Annotated in this window: 25 protein-coding genes; 12 read left to right on the forward strand and 13 right to left on the reverse strand. The window is 61.3% G+C overall.

The window, feature by feature from the left end; genetic code table 11:
* Positions 1-7: 7 nt before the first annotated feature.
* The 5 genes from NO932_RS10290 to NO932_RS10310 all read right to left on the reverse strand — a co-directional run bounded on the left by NO932_RS10290 (position 8) and on the right by NO932_RS10310 (position 3472).
* A complete protein-coding gene (locus NO932_RS10290; RefSeq protein ID WP_309207297.1) occupies positions 8-415 on the reverse strand; it encodes a VOC family protein in 408 nt (135 codons plus the stop codon).
* Positions 416-469: 54 nt separating this feature from the next.
* Positions 470-979 carry a YqhA family protein gene (locus tag NO932_RS10295; protein ID WP_309207298.1) on the reverse strand — a complete coding sequence of 170 codons (510 nt, stop codon included), beginning with the start codon at positions 977-979 and terminating at the stop codon, positions 470-472.
* 4 nt (positions 980-983) lie between these two features.
* Complete coding sequence (gatB, locus tag NO932_RS10300; RefSeq protein ID WP_309161069.1) at positions 984-2468, reverse strand: Asp-tRNA(Asn)/Glu-tRNA(Gln) amidotransferase subunit GatB; 1485 nt, start codon at positions 2466-2468, stop codon at positions 984-986.
* Positions 2469-2631: 163 nt separating this feature from the next.
* Complete coding sequence (locus NO932_RS10305; protein ID WP_309207299.1) at positions 2632-3147, reverse strand: GNAT family N-acetyltransferase; 516 nt, start codon at positions 3145-3147, stop codon at positions 2632-2634.
* A gap of 10 nt (positions 3148-3157) precedes the next feature.
* A complete protein-coding gene (locus NO932_RS10310) occupies positions 3158-3472 on the reverse strand; it encodes a chorismate mutase (protein ID WP_309161067.1) in 315 nt (104 codons plus the stop codon).
* A 257-nt stretch (positions 3473-3729) separates the two neighbouring features.
* Between NO932_RS10310 and NO932_RS10315 the strand changes: the two genes are divergently transcribed.
* Entirely contained in the window at positions 3730-3987 is a 258-nt protein-coding gene (locus NO932_RS10315; protein WP_309207300.1) for a YjhX family toxin, read from the forward strand.
* 1013 nt (positions 3988-5000) lie between these two features.
* Here NO932_RS10315 and NO932_RS10320 read toward each other — a convergent pair.
* From NO932_RS10320 to NO932_RS10345, 6 genes are all read right to left on the reverse strand, one after another.
* On the reverse strand, positions 5001-5315 hold the full coding sequence (locus NO932_RS10320; protein ID WP_309207301.1) for a hypothetical protein: 315 nt from the start codon (positions 5313-5315) through the stop codon (positions 5001-5003).
* Between the two features lie 75 nt (positions 5316-5390).
* On the reverse strand, positions 5391-6164 hold the full coding sequence (locus NO932_RS10325; RefSeq protein WP_309207302.1) for a pentapeptide repeat-containing protein: 774 nt from the start codon (positions 6162-6164) through the stop codon (positions 5391-5393).
* Positions 6155-7639 (reverse strand): Asp-tRNA(Asn)/Glu-tRNA(Gln) amidotransferase subunit GatA, encoded by a 1485-nt coding sequence (gene gatA / locus NO932_RS10330; RefSeq protein ID WP_309207303.1) that lies wholly within the window; start codon positions 7637-7639, stop codon positions 6155-6157. The genes NO932_RS10325 and gatA overlap by 10 nt, the downstream gene beginning before the upstream one ends.
* On the reverse strand, positions 7636-8130 hold the full coding sequence (locus NO932_RS10335) for a GNAT family N-acetyltransferase (protein WP_309207304.1): 495 nt from the start codon (positions 8128-8130) through the stop codon (positions 7636-7638). The genes gatA and NO932_RS10335 overlap by 4 nt, the downstream gene beginning before the upstream one ends.
* A 3-nt stretch (positions 8131-8133) precedes the next feature.
* Positions 8134-8421 carry an Asp-tRNA(Asn)/Glu-tRNA(Gln) amidotransferase subunit GatC gene (gene gatC / locus NO932_RS10340; protein WP_309207305.1) on the reverse strand — a complete coding sequence of 96 codons (288 nt, stop codon included), beginning with the start codon at positions 8419-8421 and terminating at the stop codon, positions 8134-8136.
* Between the two features lie 79 nt (positions 8422-8500).
* Positions 8501-9037 (reverse strand): hypothetical protein, encoded by a 537-nt coding sequence (locus tag NO932_RS10345; protein WP_309207306.1) that lies wholly within the window; start codon positions 9035-9037, stop codon positions 8501-8503.
* A 75-nt stretch (positions 9038-9112) separates the two neighbouring features.
* Here NO932_RS10345 and ruvX point away from each other — a divergent pair, with 75 nt between their 5' ends.
* The 10 genes from ruvX to rpmG all read left to right on the forward strand — a co-directional run bounded on the left by ruvX (position 9113) and on the right by rpmG (position 19954).
* Entirely contained in the window at positions 9113-9571 is a 459-nt protein-coding gene (gene ruvX, locus NO932_RS10350) for a Holliday junction resolvase RuvX (protein ID WP_309207308.1), read from the forward strand.
* A gap of 62 nt (positions 9572-9633) precedes the next feature.
* Positions 9634-10137, forward strand: a complete 504-nt coding sequence (locus NO932_RS10355; RefSeq protein WP_309207309.1) for an anthrone oxygenase family protein — start codon at positions 9634-9636, stop codon at positions 10135-10137.
* An 85-nt stretch (positions 10138-10222) separates the two neighbouring features.
* A complete protein-coding gene (locus tag NO932_RS10360) occupies positions 10223-11200 on the forward strand; it encodes an aspartate carbamoyltransferase catalytic subunit (protein ID WP_309207310.1) in 978 nt (325 codons plus the stop codon).
* Positions 11193-12491 (forward strand): dihydroorotase, encoded by a 1299-nt coding sequence (gene pyrC, locus NO932_RS10365; protein ID WP_309207311.1) that lies wholly within the window; start codon positions 11193-11195, stop codon positions 12489-12491. The genes NO932_RS10360 and pyrC overlap by 8 nt, the downstream gene beginning before the upstream one ends.
* Positions 12488-13090 carry a glycerol-3-phosphate 1-O-acyltransferase PlsY gene (gene plsY / locus NO932_RS10370; RefSeq protein ID WP_309207313.1) on the forward strand — a complete coding sequence of 201 codons (603 nt, stop codon included), beginning with the start codon at positions 12488-12490 and terminating at the stop codon, positions 13088-13090. The genes pyrC and plsY overlap by 4 nt, the downstream gene beginning before the upstream one ends.
* Before the next feature lie 13 nt (positions 13091-13103).
* Complete coding sequence (gene dprA / locus NO932_RS10375; RefSeq protein ID WP_309207314.1) at positions 13104-14219, forward strand: DNA-processing protein DprA; 1116 nt, start codon at positions 13104-13106, stop codon at positions 14217-14219.
* 153 nt (positions 14220-14372) lie between these two features.
* The gene (gene topA, locus NO932_RS10380) at positions 14373-16949 is read left to right on the forward strand and encodes a type I DNA topoisomerase (RefSeq protein WP_309207315.1); all 2577 of its coding nucleotides are present in this window, start codon (positions 14373-14375) and stop codon (positions 16947-16949) included.
* 10 nt (positions 16950-16959) lie between these two features.
* Positions 16960-19254, forward strand: a complete 2295-nt coding sequence (rnr, locus tag NO932_RS10385; RefSeq protein ID WP_309207316.1) for a ribonuclease R — start codon at positions 16960-16962, stop codon at positions 19252-19254.
* A 2-nt stretch (positions 19255-19256) separates the two neighbouring features.
* Positions 19257-19685, forward strand: coding sequence for a DUF983 domain-containing protein (locus tag NO932_RS10390; protein ID WP_309207317.1), 429 nt, complete (start codon positions 19257-19259; stop codon positions 19683-19685).
* A 101-nt stretch (positions 19686-19786) separates the two neighbouring features.
* Positions 19787-19954, forward strand: coding sequence for a 50S ribosomal protein L33 (gene rpmG, locus NO932_RS10395; RefSeq protein ID WP_309161050.1), 168 nt, complete (start codon positions 19787-19789; stop codon positions 19952-19954).
* Between the two features lie 330 nt (positions 19955-20284).
* Here rpmG and NO932_RS10400 read toward each other — a convergent pair whose 3' ends face one another.
* Together NO932_RS10400 and NO932_RS10405 are read right to left on the reverse strand one after the other, a co-directional pair.
* Positions 20285-21655, reverse strand: coding sequence for a PleD family two-component system response regulator (locus NO932_RS10400; RefSeq protein ID WP_309207318.1), 1371 nt, complete (start codon positions 21653-21655; stop codon positions 20285-20287).
* A gap of 37 nt (positions 21656-21692) precedes the next feature.
* Positions 21693-22067, reverse strand: a complete 375-nt coding sequence (locus tag NO932_RS10405) for a response regulator (protein ID WP_309161048.1) — start codon at positions 22065-22067, stop codon at positions 21693-21695.
* A 99-nt stretch (positions 22068-22166) separates the two neighbouring features.
* Between NO932_RS10405 and NO932_RS10410 the strand changes: the two genes are divergently transcribed.
* Positions 22167-22442, forward strand: a complete 276-nt coding sequence (locus NO932_RS10410) for a DUF3572 family protein (RefSeq protein ID WP_309207319.1) — start codon at positions 22167-22169, stop codon at positions 22440-22442.
* The last annotated feature ends 2 nt before the right edge of the window (positions 22443-22444 follow it).

The following is a 22444-nucleotide window of genomic DNA, read 5'->3' on the forward strand; positions in this document are numbered from 1 at the left end:
GCTCAGACTACGACCTGTTCCCGTATTGCTCGGTCGGCGAGGAAATATCGACCACAAGGCTATTGGGATCGCGCACCACCATCCGCGTCTGGCCATAATTGGTCGGCATCGGCTCCTCGACGATATCGACTCCCATTTCCTTGGCGCGCTCGTGCGCCGCATAGACGTCGTCGACCACGACGGTGACGTAGCTGCCCTCCATGTGCCCTCGCGCCGAGCGCGGCACGTTCTCATGCACCTGGTCGATGACGCCCAGCTCGTACTGCAAGGCATCCAGCAAGCCGTTCGGGGTCAACGTGATATACCAATCGCTGGTGTAGATGCGCTTGAGACCGCAGAGCTGCTCGTAAAAGCTGGCGGTCTCCTCCACATCGCGGGCCAGAACATTGAAGATGATCCGTTTGGTCGTGGGCATTTGCGAACTCCTCATCGAGTTCGGGCAACGCCCCTGCCGCGCGACCAGTTCCGCCTAATGGGTGTCGATCTTGCTCAGGAAGTAGGTCAGCGCCACGATCACCAGAGCCACAGCAACGCCCAGATAGGCAATGTCGGCGCCGACCGTCCAGGTCAGCGCCCGACCCAGAAAATAGACCGACATCACCGTAATCACCACACCCACCAATTTGGACTTCAAATCATCCAGCGTCGTGATCTTGAGCCAGGGCGGCAACTTGAGATCCTGGTGGAAGTAAAGCTGGTAAAGCCCGAGCGAAACCACCTGAACCACGGTCGCCAGCAAGAACAGGTCCACGATCTCGATGGCGAGCAGCAAAATGCCGTCATGGCTCGGCGCGTGCTCGGTGTTGAAGAACAACGCATCGACGAAGTGCCAAGTCTCGATCGCCCCATAGACGATCAGCGCCACGGCGGCGAGCTGGATCGCGACGACGGGAACCAGCATCACCAGCCGTACGCCGGTGCCCAACGCCGTGGAAAATGGCTGCGCCGCGTCCGCCGGTCGGTTCTCGGTCCCGCTCATCGCCCTACTCCAGCCCGAGTTTGGCTTTGAGGATTTCGTTGACAGCCTGCGGGTTGGCCTTGCCGCCTGTCTGCTTCATTACCTGCCCCACGAACCAGCCCAGCAGCCCCGGCTTGGATTTGACCGCTTCCACCTGCCCGGGATTGCCCGCGATGATCTCGTCGACGATCTTTTCGATCGCTCCGGTATCGGACACCTGCTTCATGCCGCGCTGTTCGACGATCTGCGCCGGATCACCGCCCTCGGACCAGACGATCTCGAACAGATCCTTGGCGATCTTGCCCGAAATCTCTCCCTTGGAGATAAGATCGATGACCCCGCCCAGTTGCTCGGCGCTCACCGGGCTGTCGACAACGGCGACGCCCTCCTTGTTGAGGCGCCCGAACAGCTCGTTGATCACCCAGTTGGCCGCAAGCTTGCCGTCACGCCCCTCCGCGACCTTCTCGAAGAAATCCGCCGAGTCGCGATCGGAAACCAGCACCGAAGCGTCGTAGTGCGAAATCCCGAAGCTCTCGATGAAGCGATGGCTTTTTTCGTCCGGCAGTTCGGGCAGATTCTGCGCCAGCATCTCGATGAAGGCATCGTCGAATTCGAGCGGCAGCAGGTCCGGATCGGGGAAGTAGCGGTAATCATGCGCCTCTTCCTTGGAGCGCATCGAACGGGTCTGACCCGTCTTGGGGTCGTAAAGCCGCGTCTCCTGGTCGATGGTCCCGCCATCCTCCAGAATGTCGATCTGCCGCCGCGCTTCGTATTCGATCGCCTGGCCGGCGAACCGCACCGAGTTGACGTTCTTGATTTCGCAGCGCGTGCCGAACTCCCCGCCCGGCCGGCGCACGGAAACGTTGATGTCGGCCCGCATGGAGCCCTGCTCCATATTGCCGTCGCACGTACCCAGATAGCGCAGGATCGTCCGCAGCTTGGACAAATACGCCTTGGCTTCTTCCGAAGACCGGAGATCGGGCTTGGAAACGATCTCCATCAGCGCCACGCCCGAGCGGTTGAGGTCGACAAAGCTCATGTTCGGGTGCTGGTCGTGGATCGACTTGCCCGCGTCCTGCTCGAGGTGCAGCCGCTCGATCCCGATCTCGACCTCCCCGTCCTCGCCCATGTCGAGCAGCACCTTGCCCTCGCCCACGATGGGGTCCTTGAACTGGGAGATCTGATAGCCTTGCGGCAGGTCGGGATAGAAATAGTTCTTGCGGTCGAACACCGAGCGCTTGTTGATCTTTGCCTTGAGTCCCAGCCCGGTGCGAACCGCCTGACGCACGCATTCCTCATTGATCACCGGCAGCATGCCGGGCATGGCGGCATCGACGAAGCTCACATTGGCATTGGGCGGATTGCCGAACTCGGTGGACGAACCCGAGAAAAGCTTGGATTCGGAGGTCACCTGAGCATGCACCTCCATCCCGATCACCATTTCCCAGTCGCCCGTGGCGCCGGAGATGAAATATTTGGGGTTGGGCGTGCGTGTGTCGACGATGCTCATGCGATACCGAATCCTGTGGCGGACAAGCGTAAGTCAGGACTGACTTATCTCAGATTTCACTGGTGGGGATAAATCAAACGCGGAAGCGAAGCTAGGGCCTGTCCGCATAAATATCGCACTCCGAAAGGCGCGTCGTGAGCGCGATATTTATGAGGACGGGCCCCTAGTGGGCGGTGACCACCAATTGCTTTTCCATGCGCACTTTTTCGATGCGCTGGCCCAGCATGCGCGAGAATTTCACCCCGCGCCATATGATGCCATAGCCCTCGCGGGCATAGAAGCGGATCGCGCCGCCGTTTTCGGCATGGGTTTCGAGCACGCTAACATCGTATCCAGCCCGGAATATATCCTGCTCGACAGCGTGCAGCAGCGTACGTCCCACACCCTGGCGCTGATGCCCCGGCGCCACCCAAAGGTCGGAGATATAGGCGCTCATCGGCTCGCGCGCGCCCCAGCCCAGAAGCGCACCGTCCTTTTCGGCCACGGTGATCGCCGGGCTGGCATTGATGCAAAAGAGCTGGAAGGAAAGTTCGAGCGCGGCGCGCTCGGCTGCCAGCGCATCATCGCTTTCTGGATTGATGATGTGGCGCATGCTCGAATCCCAGGACGCGAAGGCCAGCCTGCCGAGTTTGTCGGCTTCGGCGATGGAGGCACGGCGGAGCGTAAGATCGTCGAGCATTTGGAGCGCTCTACTTTTTCCGGGTCCGGGCGATGATGATGCCCTTTTCGTAGTTAATGTTCCAGTCAATTAGTGTGCGCCAGAGCAATTCGGCCTGGTCTTCATCCAGATCGTGCGCCAGCGCCCGTTCGCGTACCTTGCCGATCACGCCTTCGATTCGAGCCGGATCATTGGCCTCATGCGGATCGGTCTTGATCTCGGCCATCCGCGTCACATAGGCGTGCCGTTCCGCGAAAAGCTCGATGAGCGCCCGGTCGATCCGGTCGATCTCGGCGCGCACATCTTCCTTGGTCTCACATTCAGCGGGCAGCTTTATGGCGGTCATGGCAAAATCCTGATTATCTTCCGATGCAGGTGTGCATCGCGAAACGATGATTTTCAACCACCCCGTTCGGCGGACTTGCGCACGTCCCCAGCCCGCCATATCTTCGCGCCTCATGTGTAATCTGTCTGAGCTCCGCTAAAGCCCGGCGCAAATGCGGCCGGGCTGAGAATCGAACCCACCGGCCTCCCCTGCGCGATGCGGGGCGGAGCGGTTTCGATTGGCTGGCGGCCTTCCGCCACGACGACAGACAGACATCAATGGACATTTCCCGAGACGAACAGCGCGTGCTGCACGCGCTGGCCCAGGGCGGCCATATCCACCCCATCAAGGATGTACGCGGCAAAATCGCCGACATCGAGTGCTACAACCGCGACGGCTGGCTTTTGACCCAGTGCGACATGGCACTTTTCAAAAAGCTCCGCCGTCGCAAAACCATCGCGTCGCAAAACGGCGGTCCTTACCGCATCACCCGCCGCGGCATAGAACTGGTGCGCGGGCAGATCGACAACCGCTGAAGCCTCCTCTGGTGGCGGGCGTGCGCAAGCTCCGCACGCGGCGCCCGCTGCGGTTGTGAACGATTGTAGACGGCATGGGGCGATTAACGCTCCGCACGTTTGTATTTAGTATGAAGCGACCATCGCCCCATGCGCTCGGGATTTTAGGCTTATGGCGGCGTCTCGGGCTGGGGGTTGTTGGGAAGCCACCGTTGCCGATGATTTCCCGCTGCCCCTCCGGGTTTCCCCGGTGCGACGTGGGAGTGATTGGATTGGTGGTCCGCTCACACCTGTTATCCACATCCGGCCATCTGTCCGCTTTGGGCCTTCCCCACGGCGACCCGTGAGGAACCCGAACCGACCCCGCCCAAACGTTCGTAGCGCTTGCGTCCATATGCGCGGGGTCGTGAGGAGGAGTATGGAGCAAGCGCAGGGGGCGGGGATAAGTTTTTGGCGCCGGTGCCTGTGGAAGCTCAGCGCCCCCCCTCATCCCCGGCCCTTCTCCCACCAGGGGAGAAGGGGGCTCCTGGGGCATGGTCCTGAGAGAAGCCAGGAGCTCTGTGCTGGTGTGTACCCCCGTACCCTTCTCCCCTGGTAGGAGAAGGTGGCCGCGAAGTGGTCGGATGAGGGGGCTCGGCATATCAGCGGCCACCATGGCGGTTGTTGAAGCTCAGCGCCCCTTCATCCGCCCTCCGGCCTGCCATTCGAGCCCCCGCCTTCGCGAGGGGCAGGCTCCGCTCCCATGGCCTTCTCACCAGGGGAGAAGGGGCTCTCGGAGGAGCGCTGCGGCTTGGGCTCAGGCGCTGAGTATACTGGATCCCGGCTCAAGCCCGGGATGACGGTTGGGGGTGGGGTGATGATGGGGATAAGCAGTTGGGCCGCTGGAAGCTACGAGGGGAGAGGGTGCGGCAAGAGCCGCCCCGCCCCAAGTTCAGCCTGAAGCAAACTCAGTCTGTCATTCCGGGATAAGCCCGGAATCCAGCAACAGCCCTCAACACGCTCCCTCGGGCGCCGCGTGCGGAGCTTGCGCGCACCTAATGCCTTGGTGCATCCGAAAGCGTCATCGCCATGTGCTCCCATTCCTGGGAGACCGAGGGCGCGCTGCGGCGCTTGCCGGCGCGGCGATACCAGTAGTCGGCATTCCCCATATCCGCTTCGATCCAGTGCAGCAGAGCGTGCACCCAGTCGAACGCCTGCACGCCCTCCATCTGCTGGACGATCCGATGCGCTTCTTCCCATTCGGGACCCATCCGGAATTCGCCCTTTCTGATCCACCACAGCGCCTGCAGCGGCAAGGAAAGATCTTTTGGCGGGCTCGACCAGTCGTGAGTGGTAAAGATATCGGACATGACGTTCTGTGTTTACCGGACGATAGAGTGAAAAGTTGAGTTAACGGCTGAGGCGCCAGAGTGCAACATGGTGACTCAACGGGTCCGCGGAAAGACCCTGATGCCCAAGGGTCGGACGATATCGGTCAATTGTTCGGCGGAAACCTTGATCCCCTCGAAGCTGGCAAGCCGGGTGATGTCGATGCCCATGACCATCGCGCCGCGCAGATCCGCGTCATCGAGAACAGCGCCGTTGAAATTGGCTTCGCTGAGGTCGCAATCCCTGAAATCCGCGCTCGATGCCGAAATCTGCCGCAAATCGGCCTGTCGCAGGCTGCATTCGGCAAACAGGCAATCACCGAGTTTGGCCTGCCTGAAGCTTGCCATATCGAGTAGCGTTGCGATGAACCGCACCCGCGAAACGGCGACGCGCCCGCCCCCCGTCTTGGCAAACCGCGCATCCTCGAAATCGGCTCCCGCCGCCTTGCAGCTTTTGAAGGTCGTGTCGAACAGGCCCGCAAGTCCGAAGCGCGCCATGGCCAGGTTGCAGTTTTCGAACGTCGCGCCTTCGAGGTCGGCGCGGGAGAAATCACACCCCTCTCCGGCCTCGGCATCGAAGAACGAACAACCCGAAAAGCTGGCATCGGTCAGGTTGGCACCGGCAAAGCGCACGCGCTCGAAAGTGCATCCATCGAACTTGCCCCCCGCCAGTTCGGCATCGGCGAGACTGGCCCCCTCGAAACGGCAATGGCGCGCATGAAGCGCGCCATCGGGAAGGTCGGTCCAGTCGATCGCCGAAAGATCGGCATCCTCGACCGATTTTCCCGCAAGGATCAGCTCCTCGAGCTGCCCTTGCGAGATCACCACCATTTTGCCGGCGCCAGATCCAGCGCCGCGCTCTTTTCGATCACCCGACCGGCCGCGAACAGGGTTTCCTCATCGAACGGTTTGCCGATGAGCTGCAGCCCCAAGGGAAGCCCCTGCCCGTCCTTGCCCGCCGGCACGGCGATCCCCGGCAGCCCGGCCATGTTGACGGTGACGGTGAACACGTCGTTGAGATACATCTTGACCGGGTCGGAATGCAGTTCCTGATCGGCAATCCCGAACGCGGACGAAGGCGTCGCCGGCGTGAGGATCGCGTCGACACCCGCGTTGAAGGCATCTTCGAAGTCGCGCTTGATCAGCGTGCGAACTTTTTGTGCCCGCACATAATAGGCGTCGTAATATCCCGCCGAGAGCACATAGGTGCCGATCATCACCCGGCGCTTGACCTCGCGGCCGAACCCTTCGGCCCGGGTCAACTCGTACATATCGGTGATGTCCTTGCCCGAAACGCGCAATCCGTATTTCACGCCGTCGTAACGGGCAAGATTGGACGACGCCTCGGCGGGCGCGACGATGTAATAGGCTGGCAGGGCATATTTGGTGTGCGGCAACGAGATGTCCTTGACCGTCGCCCCTTCCGCCTTGAGCCATTCGAGCCCCTGCTGCCAGAGCTTTTCGATATCCCCAGGCATTCCTTCCCTGCGATATTCCTGCGGCACGCCGATGGTGAGGCCCTTGACGCCCCGTTCCACCGCCGCCGCGAAATCAGGAACAGCCATATCGACGGAGGTGGAATCCTTGGGGTCGAACCCTGCCATGGACTGCAGCATCAAAGCCGAATCCTCGACCGTACGCGCAATCGGCCCGGCCTGGTCGAGCGAGGAAGCGAATGCAACCACACCCCAGCGCGAGCAGCGGCCATAGGTTGGCTTGATGCCCACGGTGCCGGTGAAGGCCGCCGGCTGGCGGATCGATCCGCCCGTGTCGGTCGCCGTCGCACCGGCGCAGAGCCATGCCGCCACCGCGGCTGCCGAGCCACCAGACGAGCCGCCGGGCACCAGATCCTTATTGCCGGCCTCGCCGCGCCAGGGATTGACCACCGGACCGTAATAGGACGTCTCGTTGGACGATCCCATGGCGAACTCGTCCATGTTGAGCTTGCCCAGCATCACGGCGCCATCGCGCCAGAGGTTGGAGGTGACGGTCGACTCGTATTCGGGCTTGAACCCGTCGAGAATATGGCTGGCTGCCTGGGTGTGAACGCCCTTGGTCGCAAACAGATCCTTGATCCCCAGCGGGACGCCTTCGAGCGGACCCGCCTCGCCCTTGGCGATGCGATCGTCGGAACTCTTGGCCATCTCCCGCGCCTGCTCGGCGGTAACGGCGACATAGGCATTGAGCTTCTCATTGCCCGCCTCGATGGCCGTCACATAGGCATCGGCAGCTTCGAGCGCGGTGAATTGCTTGGCGGCAATGCCATCGCGCAGGGCTTTGAGGCTCAAACGGGTAAGATCGGTCACGGAATAACCCTTTCGGACGGCGCATGGGCGAGCGCCTTTTCGTAAAATGCTGAATACTGGCTGTCGGGATAATCGAGGAAGGCGCCGCAACGGGTGAAACCATTGCGCTCATAGAGCCGCCAGGCAGGTTCAAACCCCGCCACATTGCCGGTCTCGAGCTTCAACGTCCCGATCCGCTTCTCGCGCGCCAGCGTTTCGATCGCCTGAAGAAGGGCAACGCCGACACGTTGTCCCCGCACTTCGGGAAGCGTGTACATTCGCTTCACCTCGGCAAGATCGGAGTTGAAGACCTTGAGCGCACCCATTCCCACTGGCTTGCCCGCCTCGTCGCGGGCGATGAACACGGTAGTGTCTTCACCAGCCATCTGCTCCACTGTCATCTGGAACTGGAACTCGGGTGGCGAAAGGGGGTTGAGATACGCGTTGAGCGCCTTGACCAGCGCCCGCACGTCATCCTGCAGCGGCGTCTCGATGGCAATCGTTACGGCCACTGCCTACTCCACGACCTTGGGAACCATGAAGAAATTGTCTTCCGAGATCGGAGCGTTGGCCACGATCTTTTCGGCATATCCACCCTCGGTGACCTTGTCGTCCCGGCGGCGGAGCTGCATCGGGGTCACCGACGTCATCGGCTCGACGCCGTCGACATCGACCTCGCCGAGTTGCTCGACAAACCCGAGAATGGCGTTGAGCTCGCCTTCGTAGGCCGCGACCTCTTCTTCGGTAATCCTGATGCGGGCGAGACGACCAATGCGCCTTACGGTATCGGCATCGACCGACATGTGCGTCTCCTAGACAATGTTCGAAAATCCTACAGCGGCTTTTAGCAACGGCATTCCGAGAATGGCAATCGCCAATCCGCTATACTTCGACCGCCAAGCCTGGTTCGAGCACAATGAGACTGGCGCCTTCGAGCTCTGGCGCCAGCGCATCGAAAGCAGCGTCGATATCGCCATCGGTGATCGCCAGGGCGATCAAGCGCGGCCGCGCTGCGTCGAGCAGCGCAGCTCCGTGGGCTGCGCATTGAGCGCCGGAGCCCGAGAGCACCACCACCGCATTATCGGCCCAGCGGCTCCATTGCGTTGGCCGGGCCGCATCTTCAACAATCAGCAGGCCCTCATCAGCCGAATCGGCGACGAGCCCGCGAATACCGAGCCGAAAGAGATCGGGGCCTTCGTCCACCGGATCGGTATCGATGAGCCGCGTGCGCCGGCGAGGACGCCACACGGCAGGATCGAAGCCGGCAAGTTCTGGACTTTCGCCTGAAACCACGGTTTGCGCCCCAGCGATGAGTTCGGTCGGATCAATCCCGTCCGGAGCTTCCTCGGCATGAGTGACGACGATCCGTCCGCCAATGTGAATCCGAAACGTCATGGCTGCAAACCAAGTGATCTTCATTGGCGCGCTTCCCTTGCCAGAACTCATCGGAATGCGAGATAAGCCCGTCAGCGCCCTTCCGGCAAGGACCAGACAATGAGCGATGAAACCGATCCCCTCGCCGGCCTTGCCGAAAACGGGAAGCTGATGGGGCTCGACCTAGGGACCAAGACGATCGGCGTCGCCATCTCCGATGCGCTGCGGATGACGGCCTCTCCTGTCGAAACGATCAAGCGCACCAAATTCACTGCCGATGCCGAACGGCTGCTGACGCTCATAGCGCACAACGCAGTCACCGGCATCGTCGTCGGCCTGCCGCTCAATATGGACGGCAGCGAAGGCCCTCGCGCCCAATCGACAAGGGCCTTTGTCCGGAACCTCAAACAGAAGACCGAACTGCCGATCGTCTTCTGGGACGAACGTCTCTCGACCATGGCGGTGACCCGTACCATGATCGAGGCCGATCTTTCCCGCGCCCGCCAGGCCGAGGTGGTCGACAAGCTGGCGGCGAGTTACATCCTGCAGGGGGTGCTGGATCGTTTGCGCCCGCGATAGCGGCTGGCGTCATACAGGGGAGATCATTGGCAGATAGAGGAATTGTAGCTGGGAGCCGAACGATGACCTACCTTGCCACTGCCTTTGCCATTTTGGCCCTTGTCACCAGCACGTTGATGGCGGGGTTTTTCTTCTCCTATTCCATCACGGTGATGTGGGGACTGGATGCCGCAAGTCCCGTGTCGGCCATCGACGCCATGCAGAACATCAACTCGGTGGTGCAGAACCCTTGGTTTTTCCCGAATTTCTTCGGTGTCCCCGTCTTCACGATAGGCGCAGCCATCCTGTTTTTCATGATCGGGCAGCCTCGTTCAGCCAGCGCGTTCGGCCTGGCCGCAATCGCTTACCTTTTGGGAGCTTTCGCAGTCACCGTAGCCGTTAACGTACCTATGAACGAAGCGCTCGGCCGGGAAACGATCCCTCAAGACATCGAAGTCGCGAGAACCATGTGGGCACAATACTCCGAGCGCTGGACGTTCTGGAATCATGTCCGGTCGATCGCGAGTCTCGCATCGGCGCTGGCATGCGGCCTCGGCATATTCCTGGCCGGTCGCGCGGCGGCTTGAAGCAATAGCGGTTGATTGTTGCCTCTGGGCCTTGCCCGGTCCTGCCCCATGGGGTAGGCACCGCTAGTCGCGAGTGGAACAGACAATGGCACGACGACAGCCGGAACTCCCCGATAGCCCCAAGGGCTCCTTCCTTCCTTTCCGTCATCGGCACCTTCTCGGAATCGCCCAACTCAATCCGGTCGAAATCATCGATCTCCTGGACCGTGCCGAGGCGATGATCCCCATTTCCCGCCAGCGCAAAACGCTGCCGACATTGGCGGGCAAGACGCAGATCAATCTGTTCTTCGAGAACTCCACCCGCACTCAGGCAAGCTTCGAGATCGCCGGCAAGCGGCTGGGTGCTACCGTCATGAACATGGCAGTGCGGACCTCCTCGGTCGCCAAGGGCGAAACGCTGATCGATACGGCCGCGACTCTCAACGCCATGCAGCCCGATGCGATCGTGGTGCGGCATGGATCGTCGGGTGCCGTCGAATTGCTCAGCCAGAAGGTCGAATGCGCGGTGCTTAACGCGGGCGATGGCGCGCACGAACATCCCACACAAGCCCTGCTCGACGCTCTCACCATTCGCCGACACAAGGGCCGGCTGAACGGACTGAAGGTTGCGATTTGCGGCGATATCGCCAATTCGCGCGTGGCGCGCTCCAATCTCATCCTTCTCGGTGCAATGCAGGCGCGAACCCGGGTCGTCGCGCCCAAATCGCTGCTGCCTCGCGGTGTCGAGCAGATGGCCTCCGAGGTTTTCACCGATATGGAAAAAGGATTGGAAGGCGCCGATGTCGTCATGATGCTGCGCCTCCAGAACGAGCGCGCCTCCGGCAAGCTCATCCCCTCGGTGCGCGAATACTACCGCTTCTATGGTCTCGACGCAGAAAAGCTCAGCCGCGCCAATTCCAATGCCCTCGTCATGCACCCTGGCCCGATGAACCGCGGTGTCGAGATCGATCCGGCCACCGCCGATGGGCCGCAGTCGGTGATAACCGAGCAGGTCGAGATGGGCGTCGCCGTCCGAATGGCGGTGCTCGATGCGTTGCTCAACAAGGAGAGTGGCGATGAATAAGCCCCTTCTTATCGAAAACGCCCGTATTGTCGATCCAGCGACCAATGCCGATTTCCACGGCTCCGTTCTGATCCAGGACGGCAATATTGCCGATATCGCGGAAGGTGAGCCTCTCGGAGCGCCCGAAAAGGTCGATCGCATCGATGCCAAGGGAATGGTTCTCGCGCCTGGGCTCATCGACATCCGCGTCTTTACCGGAGAGCCGGGACACGAGCATCGGGAGACGCTCAAGAGCGCTGGACAGGCCGCTGCGGCGGGCGGCGTCACCTCTATCGTCGTGATGCCCGATACCCAGCCGGTGATCGATGATGGCGCCCTGGTCGAATTCATCGCCCGACACGCCCAAGCCATGAGCGGGGTAAACGTCCTACCCTCGGCGGCCATCACGAAAGGGACCCAGGGCAAGGACCTCACGGAATTCGGTCTGCTCAGGGAAGCCGGCGCGGTGTGTTTTACCGACGGCCGCAATTCGCTTCAGAGCGCATCGGTCATGCGTTCGGCAATGGTCTATGCGACCAATTTCGATGTTCCGATCGTTCACCTGCCCGGCGAGGCGAGCCTGATCGCGGACGGCGTCATGAATGCAGGGCCGCTCGCGACCTTCCGAGGGCTCAAGGGCATTCCGGCCGAAGCCGAGACCATTCCCCTCGACCGCGACCTGCAATTGGCGCTGGCGACCGGTGCGCGCTACCATGCAGCGGCGATCTCAACCGCACGCAGCGCCGAACTGGCGGCGTTCTACAAGAAGCAGAGCGGGTCCATATCCGTCGGTATTTCGATCAACAATCTCTGCCTCAACGAGAACGACATCGGTTCCTACCGCACATTCTTCAAGCTCAACCCACCGCTGCGGACCGAGGACGACCGGCTGGCACTTGTGGAAGCGCTGAAGACCGGCGTGATCGATGTGATCGTTTCCGACCACGACCCCCAGGATTCCGAAGGCAAACGTCAGCCTTTCGCCGATGCCGCGACGGGCGCTATCGGGCTCGAAACCCTGCTTGCAGCCGCCCTGCGCCTCGTCCATTCCGGCGATGTGGACCTGATGACGGTGCTGCGCGCCGTGACAATTCGGCCGGCCGAAATCCTGGGATTGAACGCGGGCCGCATTGCCAAAGGCGCGAAAGCCGACCTGTGCCTGTTCGATCCGGACTATCCCTGGATCGTCGAGGAAGCTAGGATCCGCTCGCGTTCGACGAACACGACATTCGAGAACGCGCGCATGACCGGCAAGGTCATGGCGACGCTTGTTGGGGGCAATATCGTTTACAGAGAGGAAGCGTTCGCATGATCGAATATGCGCTGGCCCTGGTGGTGGGATACCTGCTGGGCTCGATCCCGTTCGGTGTCATCGCGACGCGGCTTGCCGGATTGGGCGACGTGCGCTCAATCGGTTCGGGCAATATCGGCGCAACGAATGTGCTGCGCACCGGGCGGCGGGACCTTGCCGCGCTCACCCTGATCTGCGACGCGGGCAAGGGCGCGGCGGCTGTTGCCATCGCCGGCTGGCTTTGGGGCTATGAGGCGGCGCTCTACGCTGGTGTTGCTGCCTTCCTGGGCCATATCTTCCCCATCTGGCTTGGCTTCAAGGGCGGCAAAGGCGTGGCAACCTATATCGGTATCCTGCTGGCGCTCCACTGGGTCATTGGGCTGATTTTCTGCGCCGTGTGGCTGCTGATCGCCTTTGCGCAACGCTATTCATCGCTCGCCGCGCTGACCGCCGCCGCGACTGCTCCCATGTTCGCCTTTGCGTTTTCCGGCGTCCAGTTGACCTGGGCTACCTTTGCCCTTTCGATCATGCTGTTCATCACGCACCGCGAGAATATCAGGCGGCTGCTGACCGGAACCGAGAGCAAAATCGGCGAGAAGAAAACGCCTGGACAAGCCTAAGGATCGCCCGCAGATGACGCGCTCCATCCTTTCTCCCGCCCAGCGCGTCTCGTGGCTTCGATTGATCCGCGCCGACAATGTCGGTCCTGCGACCTTCCGCACCCTCATAAACCGCTTCGGTTCCGCCGATGCGGCGCTCGATGCCCTGCCCCACCTCGCCCAGCGCGGGGGCGGTCGACACATCAGAATCCCCACCCTTGCCGAAGCTGAAGACGAAATCGCCCGAACCGAAGCAATAGGCGCGCGGCTGATCTCCACCAACGATCCCGACTATCCACCGCATCTGCGCCATATCCCCGGACCGCCGCCTGTTCTGACGGTCATGGGCGGCAATGCGCTGACCAACAAACGTACGGTCGGCATTGTCGGCGCGCGAAACGCGTCTGCCGCAGGACGCCGGATGGCCCAGCTTCTTGCCACCGATCTCGGCCGGCAGGGATATGCGATCATTTCCGGCCTGGCTCGCGGAATCGATGCGGCTGCCCATCAAGCCTCGCTCGAGACCGGAACAGTCGCCGTCATGGCGGGCGGTTTGGATCACATCTACCCCAGCGAAAACCTCGGGCTTGCGCAAGCAATCGTCGATGCCGGGGGTACGTTGCTGACCGAAATGCCGCTGGGCTGGGAACCACGGGCCCGCGATTTTCCTCGCCGCAATCGGCTGGTCGCGGGCATTTCCCTCGGCGTGGTCATCGTCGAAGCGGCAAAGCGCTCGGGATCGCTGATCACGGCGCGGCTGGCGCTGGAACAGAACCGCGAGGTTTTCGCCGTTCCCGGCTCCCCGCTCGATCCGCGCGCGGAAGGCGGCAATCATCTGATCCAGCAGGGAGCGAGGCTGGTGACCGGCGCCCACGATATTGTCGCCGAACTCACTCACGCCGATCCCGCACGCCTGCCGCTGTTCGAAGCCGAGGACTTCGATGCCGCCCCTGCATCGATCATCGCCGATCCCTCCGAGGATGATCGCAGCCGCCTGCTGACCGCCCTCAGTCATGCCCCCACCGCCGCCGATATGCTCATCGAGGCCACCGGCATATCGGCGCCCGTCATGCAGATTTTGCTGCTCGAACTCGAACTTGCCGGCCGGATCGAACGTTCGCCAGGACAGCTTTTTGCATTGCGCGGCTGACCGCTCGAGTGCTTTCGGCAGACGTCTCGGGATCGGCGCAATTGACAGAGCCGAACGGTTTCACCATTTTGCGCGGACCTTGAGGGCGGGCGTTCGCCGCCCTATCTCCCCCGTTCAAGGCCAATCTCTTTTAGTCGCGGAGCCTATCAAGGCATGAAAGTCGTCATCGTCGAAAGCCCGGCCAAGGCAAAGACCATCAACAAATATCTGGGCAAGGACTTCGAGGTTCTCGCCAGCTTTGGCCATGTGCGCGACCTCCCCGCCAAGGATGGGTCGGTGCGTCCCGACGAAGATTTCGCCATGAGTTGGGAAGTCGATTCCCAGTCCAAGAAGCGCCTGACCGACATCACGCGTGCGCTGAAAGGCGCAGACGAACTGATTCTGGCGACCGACCCCGATCGCGAGGGTGAGGCCATATCCTGGCACCTGCTTGATGCGCTCAAGGAGCGAAAGGCGATCAAGAAGGATCTGCCGGTCAAGCGGGTGGTGTTCAATGCCATCACCAAGGACGCCGTGACCGAGGCAATGAAAAAGCCCCGCGATATCGACGCGCCTTTGGTCGATGCCTATCTGGCGCGCCGGGCGCTCGACTATCTCGTCGGTTTTACTCTTTCCCCGATCCTGTGGCGCAAGCTGCCCGGCTCCCGTTCGGCTGGCCGCGTGCAATCCGTGGCCTTGCGGCTGGTGACTGAACGCGAGGAGGAGATCGAACGCTTCAAGCCGCAGGAATATTGGAGTGTCACGCCGACGCTCAACCAGTCAGGCAAAAGCTTTGCGACGCGGCTCTATTCGGTCGACGGCGACAAGACCGACAAGCTCGCCATCAAGACCGGCGAAGATGCCGAGGGCCTGAAGGCGGCTATCGAGAAGGGCAATTTCAAGGTCGCGAGCGTCGACAAAAAGCCGACCAAGCGCAATCCTTATGCTCCGTTCACGACCTCGACGTTGCAGCAGGACGCTTCATCGCGGCTTTCGCTTTCGCCCTCGCGGACGATGCAAATCGCCCAGCGCTTATATGAGGATGGACTTATCACCTATATGCGTACCGACGCCGTGCAGATGGCGCCGGAAGCGATCGAGGCTGCGCGCCGGGTGATCGGCAAGGAATTCGGACCCGAATACGTGCCCGAAAAGCCGCGCCTCTACCAGACCAAGGCCAAGAACGCTCAGGAAGCGCACGAGGCGATCCGCCCGACCGATCTGGGCAAGCATCCCGATACGCTGCGTAACCTCGACCCTGATCAGTTCAAGGTTTACCAGTTGATCTGGCGCCGGGCCTTGGCCAGTCAGATGCGCTCGGCCGAGATCGAACGGACGACAGCCGATATCGACGTGCTCGCCGCCGGCAGGGCCATCACGCTGCGCGCGACAGGCTCCGTGGTCACCTTCCCCGGTTTTCTGGGCGTCTATGGCGTCGAAAAGACCGACGAGGATGATGAAGACAGTCTCGAGCTTCCAGCACTCAAGGTTGGCGACACTCCCAACCTTGAGAAGGTGGACATCGAGCAGCACTTCACCCAGCCTCCGGCGCGCTATACCGAAGCGAGCCTCATCAAGAAGATGGAAGAGCTGGGGATCGGGCGCCCCTCGACCTATGCCGCGACCTTGGCCACGCTCAAGGACCGCGACTATATCCGGCTCGACAAGCGCGCCATCGTGCCCGAAGACCGCGGGCGGCTGGTGACGGCGTTCCTCCAGAGCTTTTTCACCAAATACGTCGAATACGGCTTCACGGCCGGGCTCGAGGAAGAGCTGGACGAGATTTCAGCCGGCGAGATCGACTACAAGGAGGTGCTGCGCCGCTTCTGGAAGGATTTTTCGCACCAGACTGAAGAGATCAAGGATCTTCGGGTCTCGGAAGTTCTCGATGCGCTCAATGACCTCCTGGGCCACCATATCTTTCCGCCCAAGCCGGATGGGTCCGATCCGCGCCTGTGCCCAACCTGTGGCACGGGGCAGCTTTCGCTCAAGCTTGGACGCTACGGCGCCTTTATCGGCTGTTCGAACTACCCCGAGTGCCGCCACACCCAACAGCTTTCCGAAAGCGCGACCGGTCAGGCGTCCGAAGCTGCCGTGGGCGATGGCGTTCTGGGAGCCGATCCGGAAACCGGCGCGGAAATCTATCTCAAGACCGGGCGTTTTGGTCCCTATGTCCAGCTTGGCGAAGACAGCAAGGATGCAAAGCGCGCCAGCCTGCCGCGTGGCTGGAACGCTGCCGACATGGACCTCGAAAAGGCGATCAAGCTGCTTTCGCTTCCCCGCGAAGTCGGACTGCATCCCGAAACCGGCACGCCGATCACGGCCGGAATCGGACGCTATGGTCCATTCGTCCTGCATGACGGCACCTATGCCAACCTGCCCGATGTCGAGGAAGTCTTCTCGGTTGGGCTCAACCGTGCCGTATCGCTGATCGCCGAAAAGAAGGCCGGTGGCGGGCGCGGCGGACGTGGCGCAGCCGCGGCGCCCATCAAGAGCTTCGAGCATGACGATGGGGCCATAACAGTCCGCTCGGGGCGCTATGGTCCTTATGTAAATCAGGGCAAAGTCAACGCGACCCTGCCTCGCGATTTGGCGCCCGAAGCGGTGACGCTTGAAAAGGCTCTGGAACTGATCGCCGCCAAGGCTGGTTCCAAGGGTAAGACCACCAAGGCGAAAGCCAAGCCCAAGGCTGCGGCCAAGACCAAAGCGGCAAAGCCTAAAGCGGCAGCCAAGAAGAAGGCAGAGGCCTAAAAGGAAACACATGGCCAAACGCACAGCAACCCAGCCCCAAGCCCCTGCCCCGCGCAAGGGTCGGCGTTCGGCCAATTTCACCCCCGGCGAGCTGCCGACCCGTGAAGCCATTCTGGAAGCGATAGCGGATTTTCCCGAGATCAATTCCAAACGCGAGATCGCTCGGCACTTCAACATCAAGGGTGATGATCGCATCGCCCTCAAGGTGCTGCTGCGCGACATGGAAAAAGAAGGGCTTCTGGCGCGCAAGCGCAAGGAAATCCGGCCCGTAGGCGAACTGCCGGCAGTGACGGTGCTCGATATTCCCGCCGATGCCGACCCAGATAATCTGCACGCCTTCCCAGCGAAATGGGACGATGAAGAAGGGGAAAAGCCGCGCGTCACAGTCACCGTTGGCAAGGACGCTCGGGTAGCTCCCGCGCCAGGCGACCGCATTCTGGCGCGCATCCATCGCGAAGGGGGAGTGGTTCCGGTCTACTCAGCGCGGCCGATGAAGGTGCTGGACAAGCCACGCAAGGCCGATCTGGGCATTGTCCGCATGGACGACGACGGTGCGCGGCTCGTGCCGATCGAGCGCAAGGCAAGGGAGATGCGCATCCCCGCCGGCGATCTGGGGGGCGCCAAGGACGGCGATCTTGTCGAGATCGAAGTCACCGTCTCGGGCAGGTTGATGATTCCGCGCGCCAAGGTCGTCAACGTCGTCGGCAATCCACAATCGGAAGGCGCGGTTAGCCTGATTGCGCTGCATTCGCTCGACATCCCCTACCGCTTCCCCGCTTCAGTGCTAAAGGCCGCCCAACAAGCTGAAGAAGCCACGCTCAAGGGGCGCGAGGATTGGCGCGATATTCCGCTGATCACCATCGACCCGGCAGACGCCAAAGACCATGACGATGCGGTTCATGCCGAGCCGGACACCGATCCCAACAATCCAGGCGGCTTTATCATTCACGTCGGGATCGCCGACGTTTCCTATTACGTCCGGGCCGGTTCGGACATGGATCGCGAGGCGTTCCTGCGGGGCAATTCGGTCTATTTTCCCGACCGCGTCGTTCCGATGCTGCCCGAACGGATTTCCAACGATCTGTGCTCGCTGCGCGAAGGCGAGAACCGGGCGTCCATGGCGCTTCGGATCGTCATCGACGCCGAAGGCAACAAGAAACGCCACTCGTTCCATCGCGTCATGATGCGCTCGGCGGCCAAGCTCAGCTACAGCCAGGCGCAAGCGGCGATCGACGGAAATCCCGACGACGCCACAGGCCCGCTGCTGGAGCCGATTCTGAAGCCGTTGTGGGCTGCTTATGCAGCTCTCGCCAAGGCCCGTGATCGTCGCGGCCCGCTGGCGTTGGACCTGCCGGAACGCCGCATCCGCCTCGATGAGAATGGGATGGTCAAGGACGTCTATGTCCCCGACCGCCTCGAAGCACACAAGCTCATCGAGGAGATGATGATCCTTTCCAACGTCTGCGCCGCCGAGACGCTGGAAAAACACAAGGTTCCCCTGCTCTACCGCGTCCATGATGCTCCGAGCCGCGAGAAGATCGTCGCCCTTGGCGAGTTCCTCAAATCGCTCGACCTGCCGGTGCCGCGCAGCGAAGCGCTGCGGCCCAAGGACTTCAATCAGATCCTCTTCCGAGCGGAAAAGGCGGACAAGAGTCAACAAGTCAGCGAAATGGTACTGCGCAGCCAGGCGCAGGCCGAGTATGCTCCGGGCAATTATGGCCACTATGGCCTCAACCTCGACCGATACGCTCATTTCACTTCGCCGATCCGGCGCTACTCGGACCTGATCGTGCACCGCGCGCTGATCAAGGCACTCGATCTTGGCGAGGACGGGCTGACCGAAGCCGAGGAGCATCGCCTGGGCGCGATCGGAGAGCACATTTCGGCGACCGAACGCCGCGCGATGGCCGCCGAGCGCGAGACCTCGGACCGCCTGTTGGCTCAATATCTTGCCGCCCACATAGGCGCGCGGTTCAGGGGTACGATTTCCGGCCTGGTCGGTGCGGGGCTCTTTGTCCGTCTCGATGAAACCGGCGCCGACGGCTTCGTGCCCGTCTCTTCTCTCGGACAGGACTATTTCCGCTTCTTCGAAGACCAGCAGGCCCTGATCGGCGAGCGCACGGGGGAACGCTTCAGAATAGGCGACAAAGTCGATGTGCGACTGCTTGAAGCAGCGCCGATGGCTGGCGCATTGCGGTTTGAAGTCCTATCTCAGGGCGAACGGGTGAAACCACCCGGCCCTACCCGCGGACGCAGGACCGGCAAGGGCAAGCCTGCACCGCGCGGCCGTCGCGCAAGGAAATAGTTATGCCTGTCACCGACCTGACATTGAGACCCACGCGGCCGCTCTGGCCCGCCATGCTCAATGGCATGAAGTGCCGCTGTCCCAATTGCGGCAAAGGCAAGCTGTTTTCGCGCTATCTCAAGGTTGTGGACCAGTGCGACGTGTGCGGCACCGAGCTGTTCCATCATCGGGCCGATGACGCTCCGCCCTATCTGGTAATCACGATTGTCGGCCACCTCGCGGTCGGCGCGGTGTTGCACATGGAGATGAGTTCCACGCCGCTCCATCCGCTGACATATCTCTGGATCATGATTCCGATGATCCTTATCTCATCGGTACTCCTGCTTCCTGTAATCAAGGGAGCGATCGTCGGCTTGCAATGGGCCCGTTATATGCACGGCTTCGATCCCGCCGGCACGCATGATGAAATCGAGAGTGACGGGCACGCCTGACGTGCTTGACTTTTGGCGCGAAATGCATAGTTTGCGCCCAACTCATTTCCGAGCCGTGCGCAAAACCGTCGCGCGGCCTGTTTGTTTCAAAGGCTACCGCGATGGCAAAGTCCAACACGATCAAGATCAAGCTGGTTTCGACCGCCGACACCGGCTTCTACTACGTCACCAAGAAGAACACCCGTACCGCGACCGAGAAGCTTTCGTTCCGCAAGTACGATCCGGTGGCGCGCAAGCACGTCGAATTCAAGGAAGCCAAGATCAAGTAATCTGCTTGATCGAAGCACCGAAAAAGAAACCCCGCCACTGAGCGGGGTTTTTCTTTGCGCAGCATAACCGTTCCGCGCTGAATGTGGCTGACCCGGTCCGGTTTGTCGAAGAGGCCACTCTTGTCCGGTACCGGGTCAGCCGCCCTACGGCACAGGAGTTGCGGCGGACCTGAAAGCCGTAGGGTTCTGGCATGAAACGGATATGCGTTTGGGCGTCCGTTTCCTTGGCCCGAACCTACTCCTGCAGCCCAAAAACGCCAAGTGTTCCGGGGACTTCGAGCTCCGGTTTCGCCATTAATAATGAAGGGTTAACCTTACCGCGTCTGCGGTTTACGCGGCGTCGGCAACCACACGATTGCGACCGGCGCGCTTGGCGCTATAAAGCGCCATGTCGGCACGCTTGGTTACCGATTCCGGCGTGTCGTTTTCCTGCTCGTTGAGCGCCAGCCCGACGCTGACAGTGATGCTGAGCGGGCGCTCCAGCCCGACCTGGAATCCATGGTCGGCTATGGCACTCCGCACGCGCTCGGCAACGCTTTGCGCTTGCCGCATGTCGGTATCGGGCATCACCACGACGAATTCCTCGCCGCCGAAGCGGCACGCCAGATCGACACCACGGATATTGCGCTGGAGGCGCGAGGCAAACTCCTTGAGCACCGCATCACCGACGTCATGCCCATAGGTATCGTTGACGGGCTTGAAATAGTCGATATCGAGCAGCATCAGCGCCGTATCGCGATCCTGCTCTTCGGCCTTGGCCAGCACCATCGCCAGATGCCGCTCGAAATAACGGCGGTTGTATAGACCTGTCAGCTCGTCGATGACGGCCATGGCCATTGTCGAATTGAGGCTCTCACGCAATTCGACAGTGTAGCGCTGCCGCCGAATCTGAGTCTTGACCCGCGCCGAAAGCTCATGACGCTCGATAGGGCGCATGATGAAGTCATTCACCCCAAGGTCGAGTGCCTTGATGATCTGCGGCCGATCCTGCTCCTCGGCGGCGAGAATGATGGGAATGGAACGCGTCTGATCGACCGTGCGGATCTGCGAACAGATGCGCAACGGGTCGAACCCCTGCAGAGACATCGAGACGATGGCCAGCTCGCAATCTCCGCCCGAAATCTGGAACACGGCCTCGGCCGGTTCGGTGAGAATGGTGACCTCGTGGGTTTCGCGAAGGTAGGATTCAAGCCTCTCAGCCCGCCTCCGGTCGGTATCGACAAGCAGAATCCGCCCCTGCTCCACCCGTACGCCATATTCGGAGCCGCTGGCATCTTCGAGCGCAATCTGATGGCTGGTGCGGGCCCGGGCGCGCAACTCATCGCTCAAGCTTTTCAATCGTACCAGGCTTTTGACACGCGCGAGAAGCTGCACATCGTCTACAGGCTTGGTCAGAAAATCGTCGGCGCCCGCTTCGAGCCCCCGCACCCTATCGGAGGGCTGATCGAGCGCTGTGATCATCACCACGGGAATATGCGCCGTTTGCGGATCCTGCTTGAGAATCTGGCAACAGGTGAAGCCGTCCATCTCAGGCATCATCACATCGAGCAGAACGATATCGATGTTTTCGTTGCGGCAGATTTCAATCGCCTGCTGCCCCGAAGACGCGGTCGCGACGTCAAAATATTCGGCAAGCAGACGGGCCTCGAGCAACTTCACATTCGTGGGAATGTCATCGACAATGAGCACTCGTGCAGTCACGGCGCGCTTCCTCCCGGCCATAAATGAAGAGTGATTGCTACTGGGCCTTGCCAATGTAGCTTTCAATCGTTTCCAAAAAGTGTGGCACCGAGATCGGCTTTGAAATGTAGCCCTCGCATCCGCCCTGCCGAATGCGCTCCTCATCGCCCTTCATCGCGAAGGCAGTAACGGCGATCACGGGAATGGAAGCAAGGTCCTCGTCTTCCTTGAGCCATTTGGTGACCACCAGCCCGGACACTTCCGGAAGCTGGATATCCATGAGGATCAGATCGGGGCGATGCTCGCGTGCCAGATCCAGCGCTTCCATGCCGTTGCGCGTTTGAATGGTGCGATAGCCGCGCGATTCAAGCAGGTCGTGGAAGAGCTTCATGTTCAGCTCGTTGTCTTCCACGATCATGACGGTCTTGGTCATGTCCCCTCGCCCGGCATCCGCGATCGGACGCTTTGAGTTGTCATTGCGTTGCGGTAACAGCAATATGTTACGAAACCAGAAATAAGCTGAGTCTGGCGCTTGGGCGATAGAGTCGACACCGCTGAATTGCTTGCCGTTGGCGATGCCTGCATTTCCTGGCTGGCCGCCGATGTCGGCGAACTTGAACGCTTTATGGCGCTAGCCGGCTATTCGCCGCAACGCTTGCGTGACTCCGTGGGAAGCAGGGCTCTCGCGGAAGGACTCGTGGATTATTTCGGACGGCACGAATCGCTGCTGCTTGCCATGTGCGCCAATTCGGGTCTGGATGTCTCGCGCGTCATGCGGCTTTGGCACGGCCTCAACCCGCAGAGTTGAAC

It is taken from the genome of Pelagibacterium sp. 26DY04, from assembly GCF_031202305.1.
Lineage (GTDB): Bacteria > Pseudomonadota > Alphaproteobacteria > Rhizobiales > Devosiaceae > Pelagibacterium.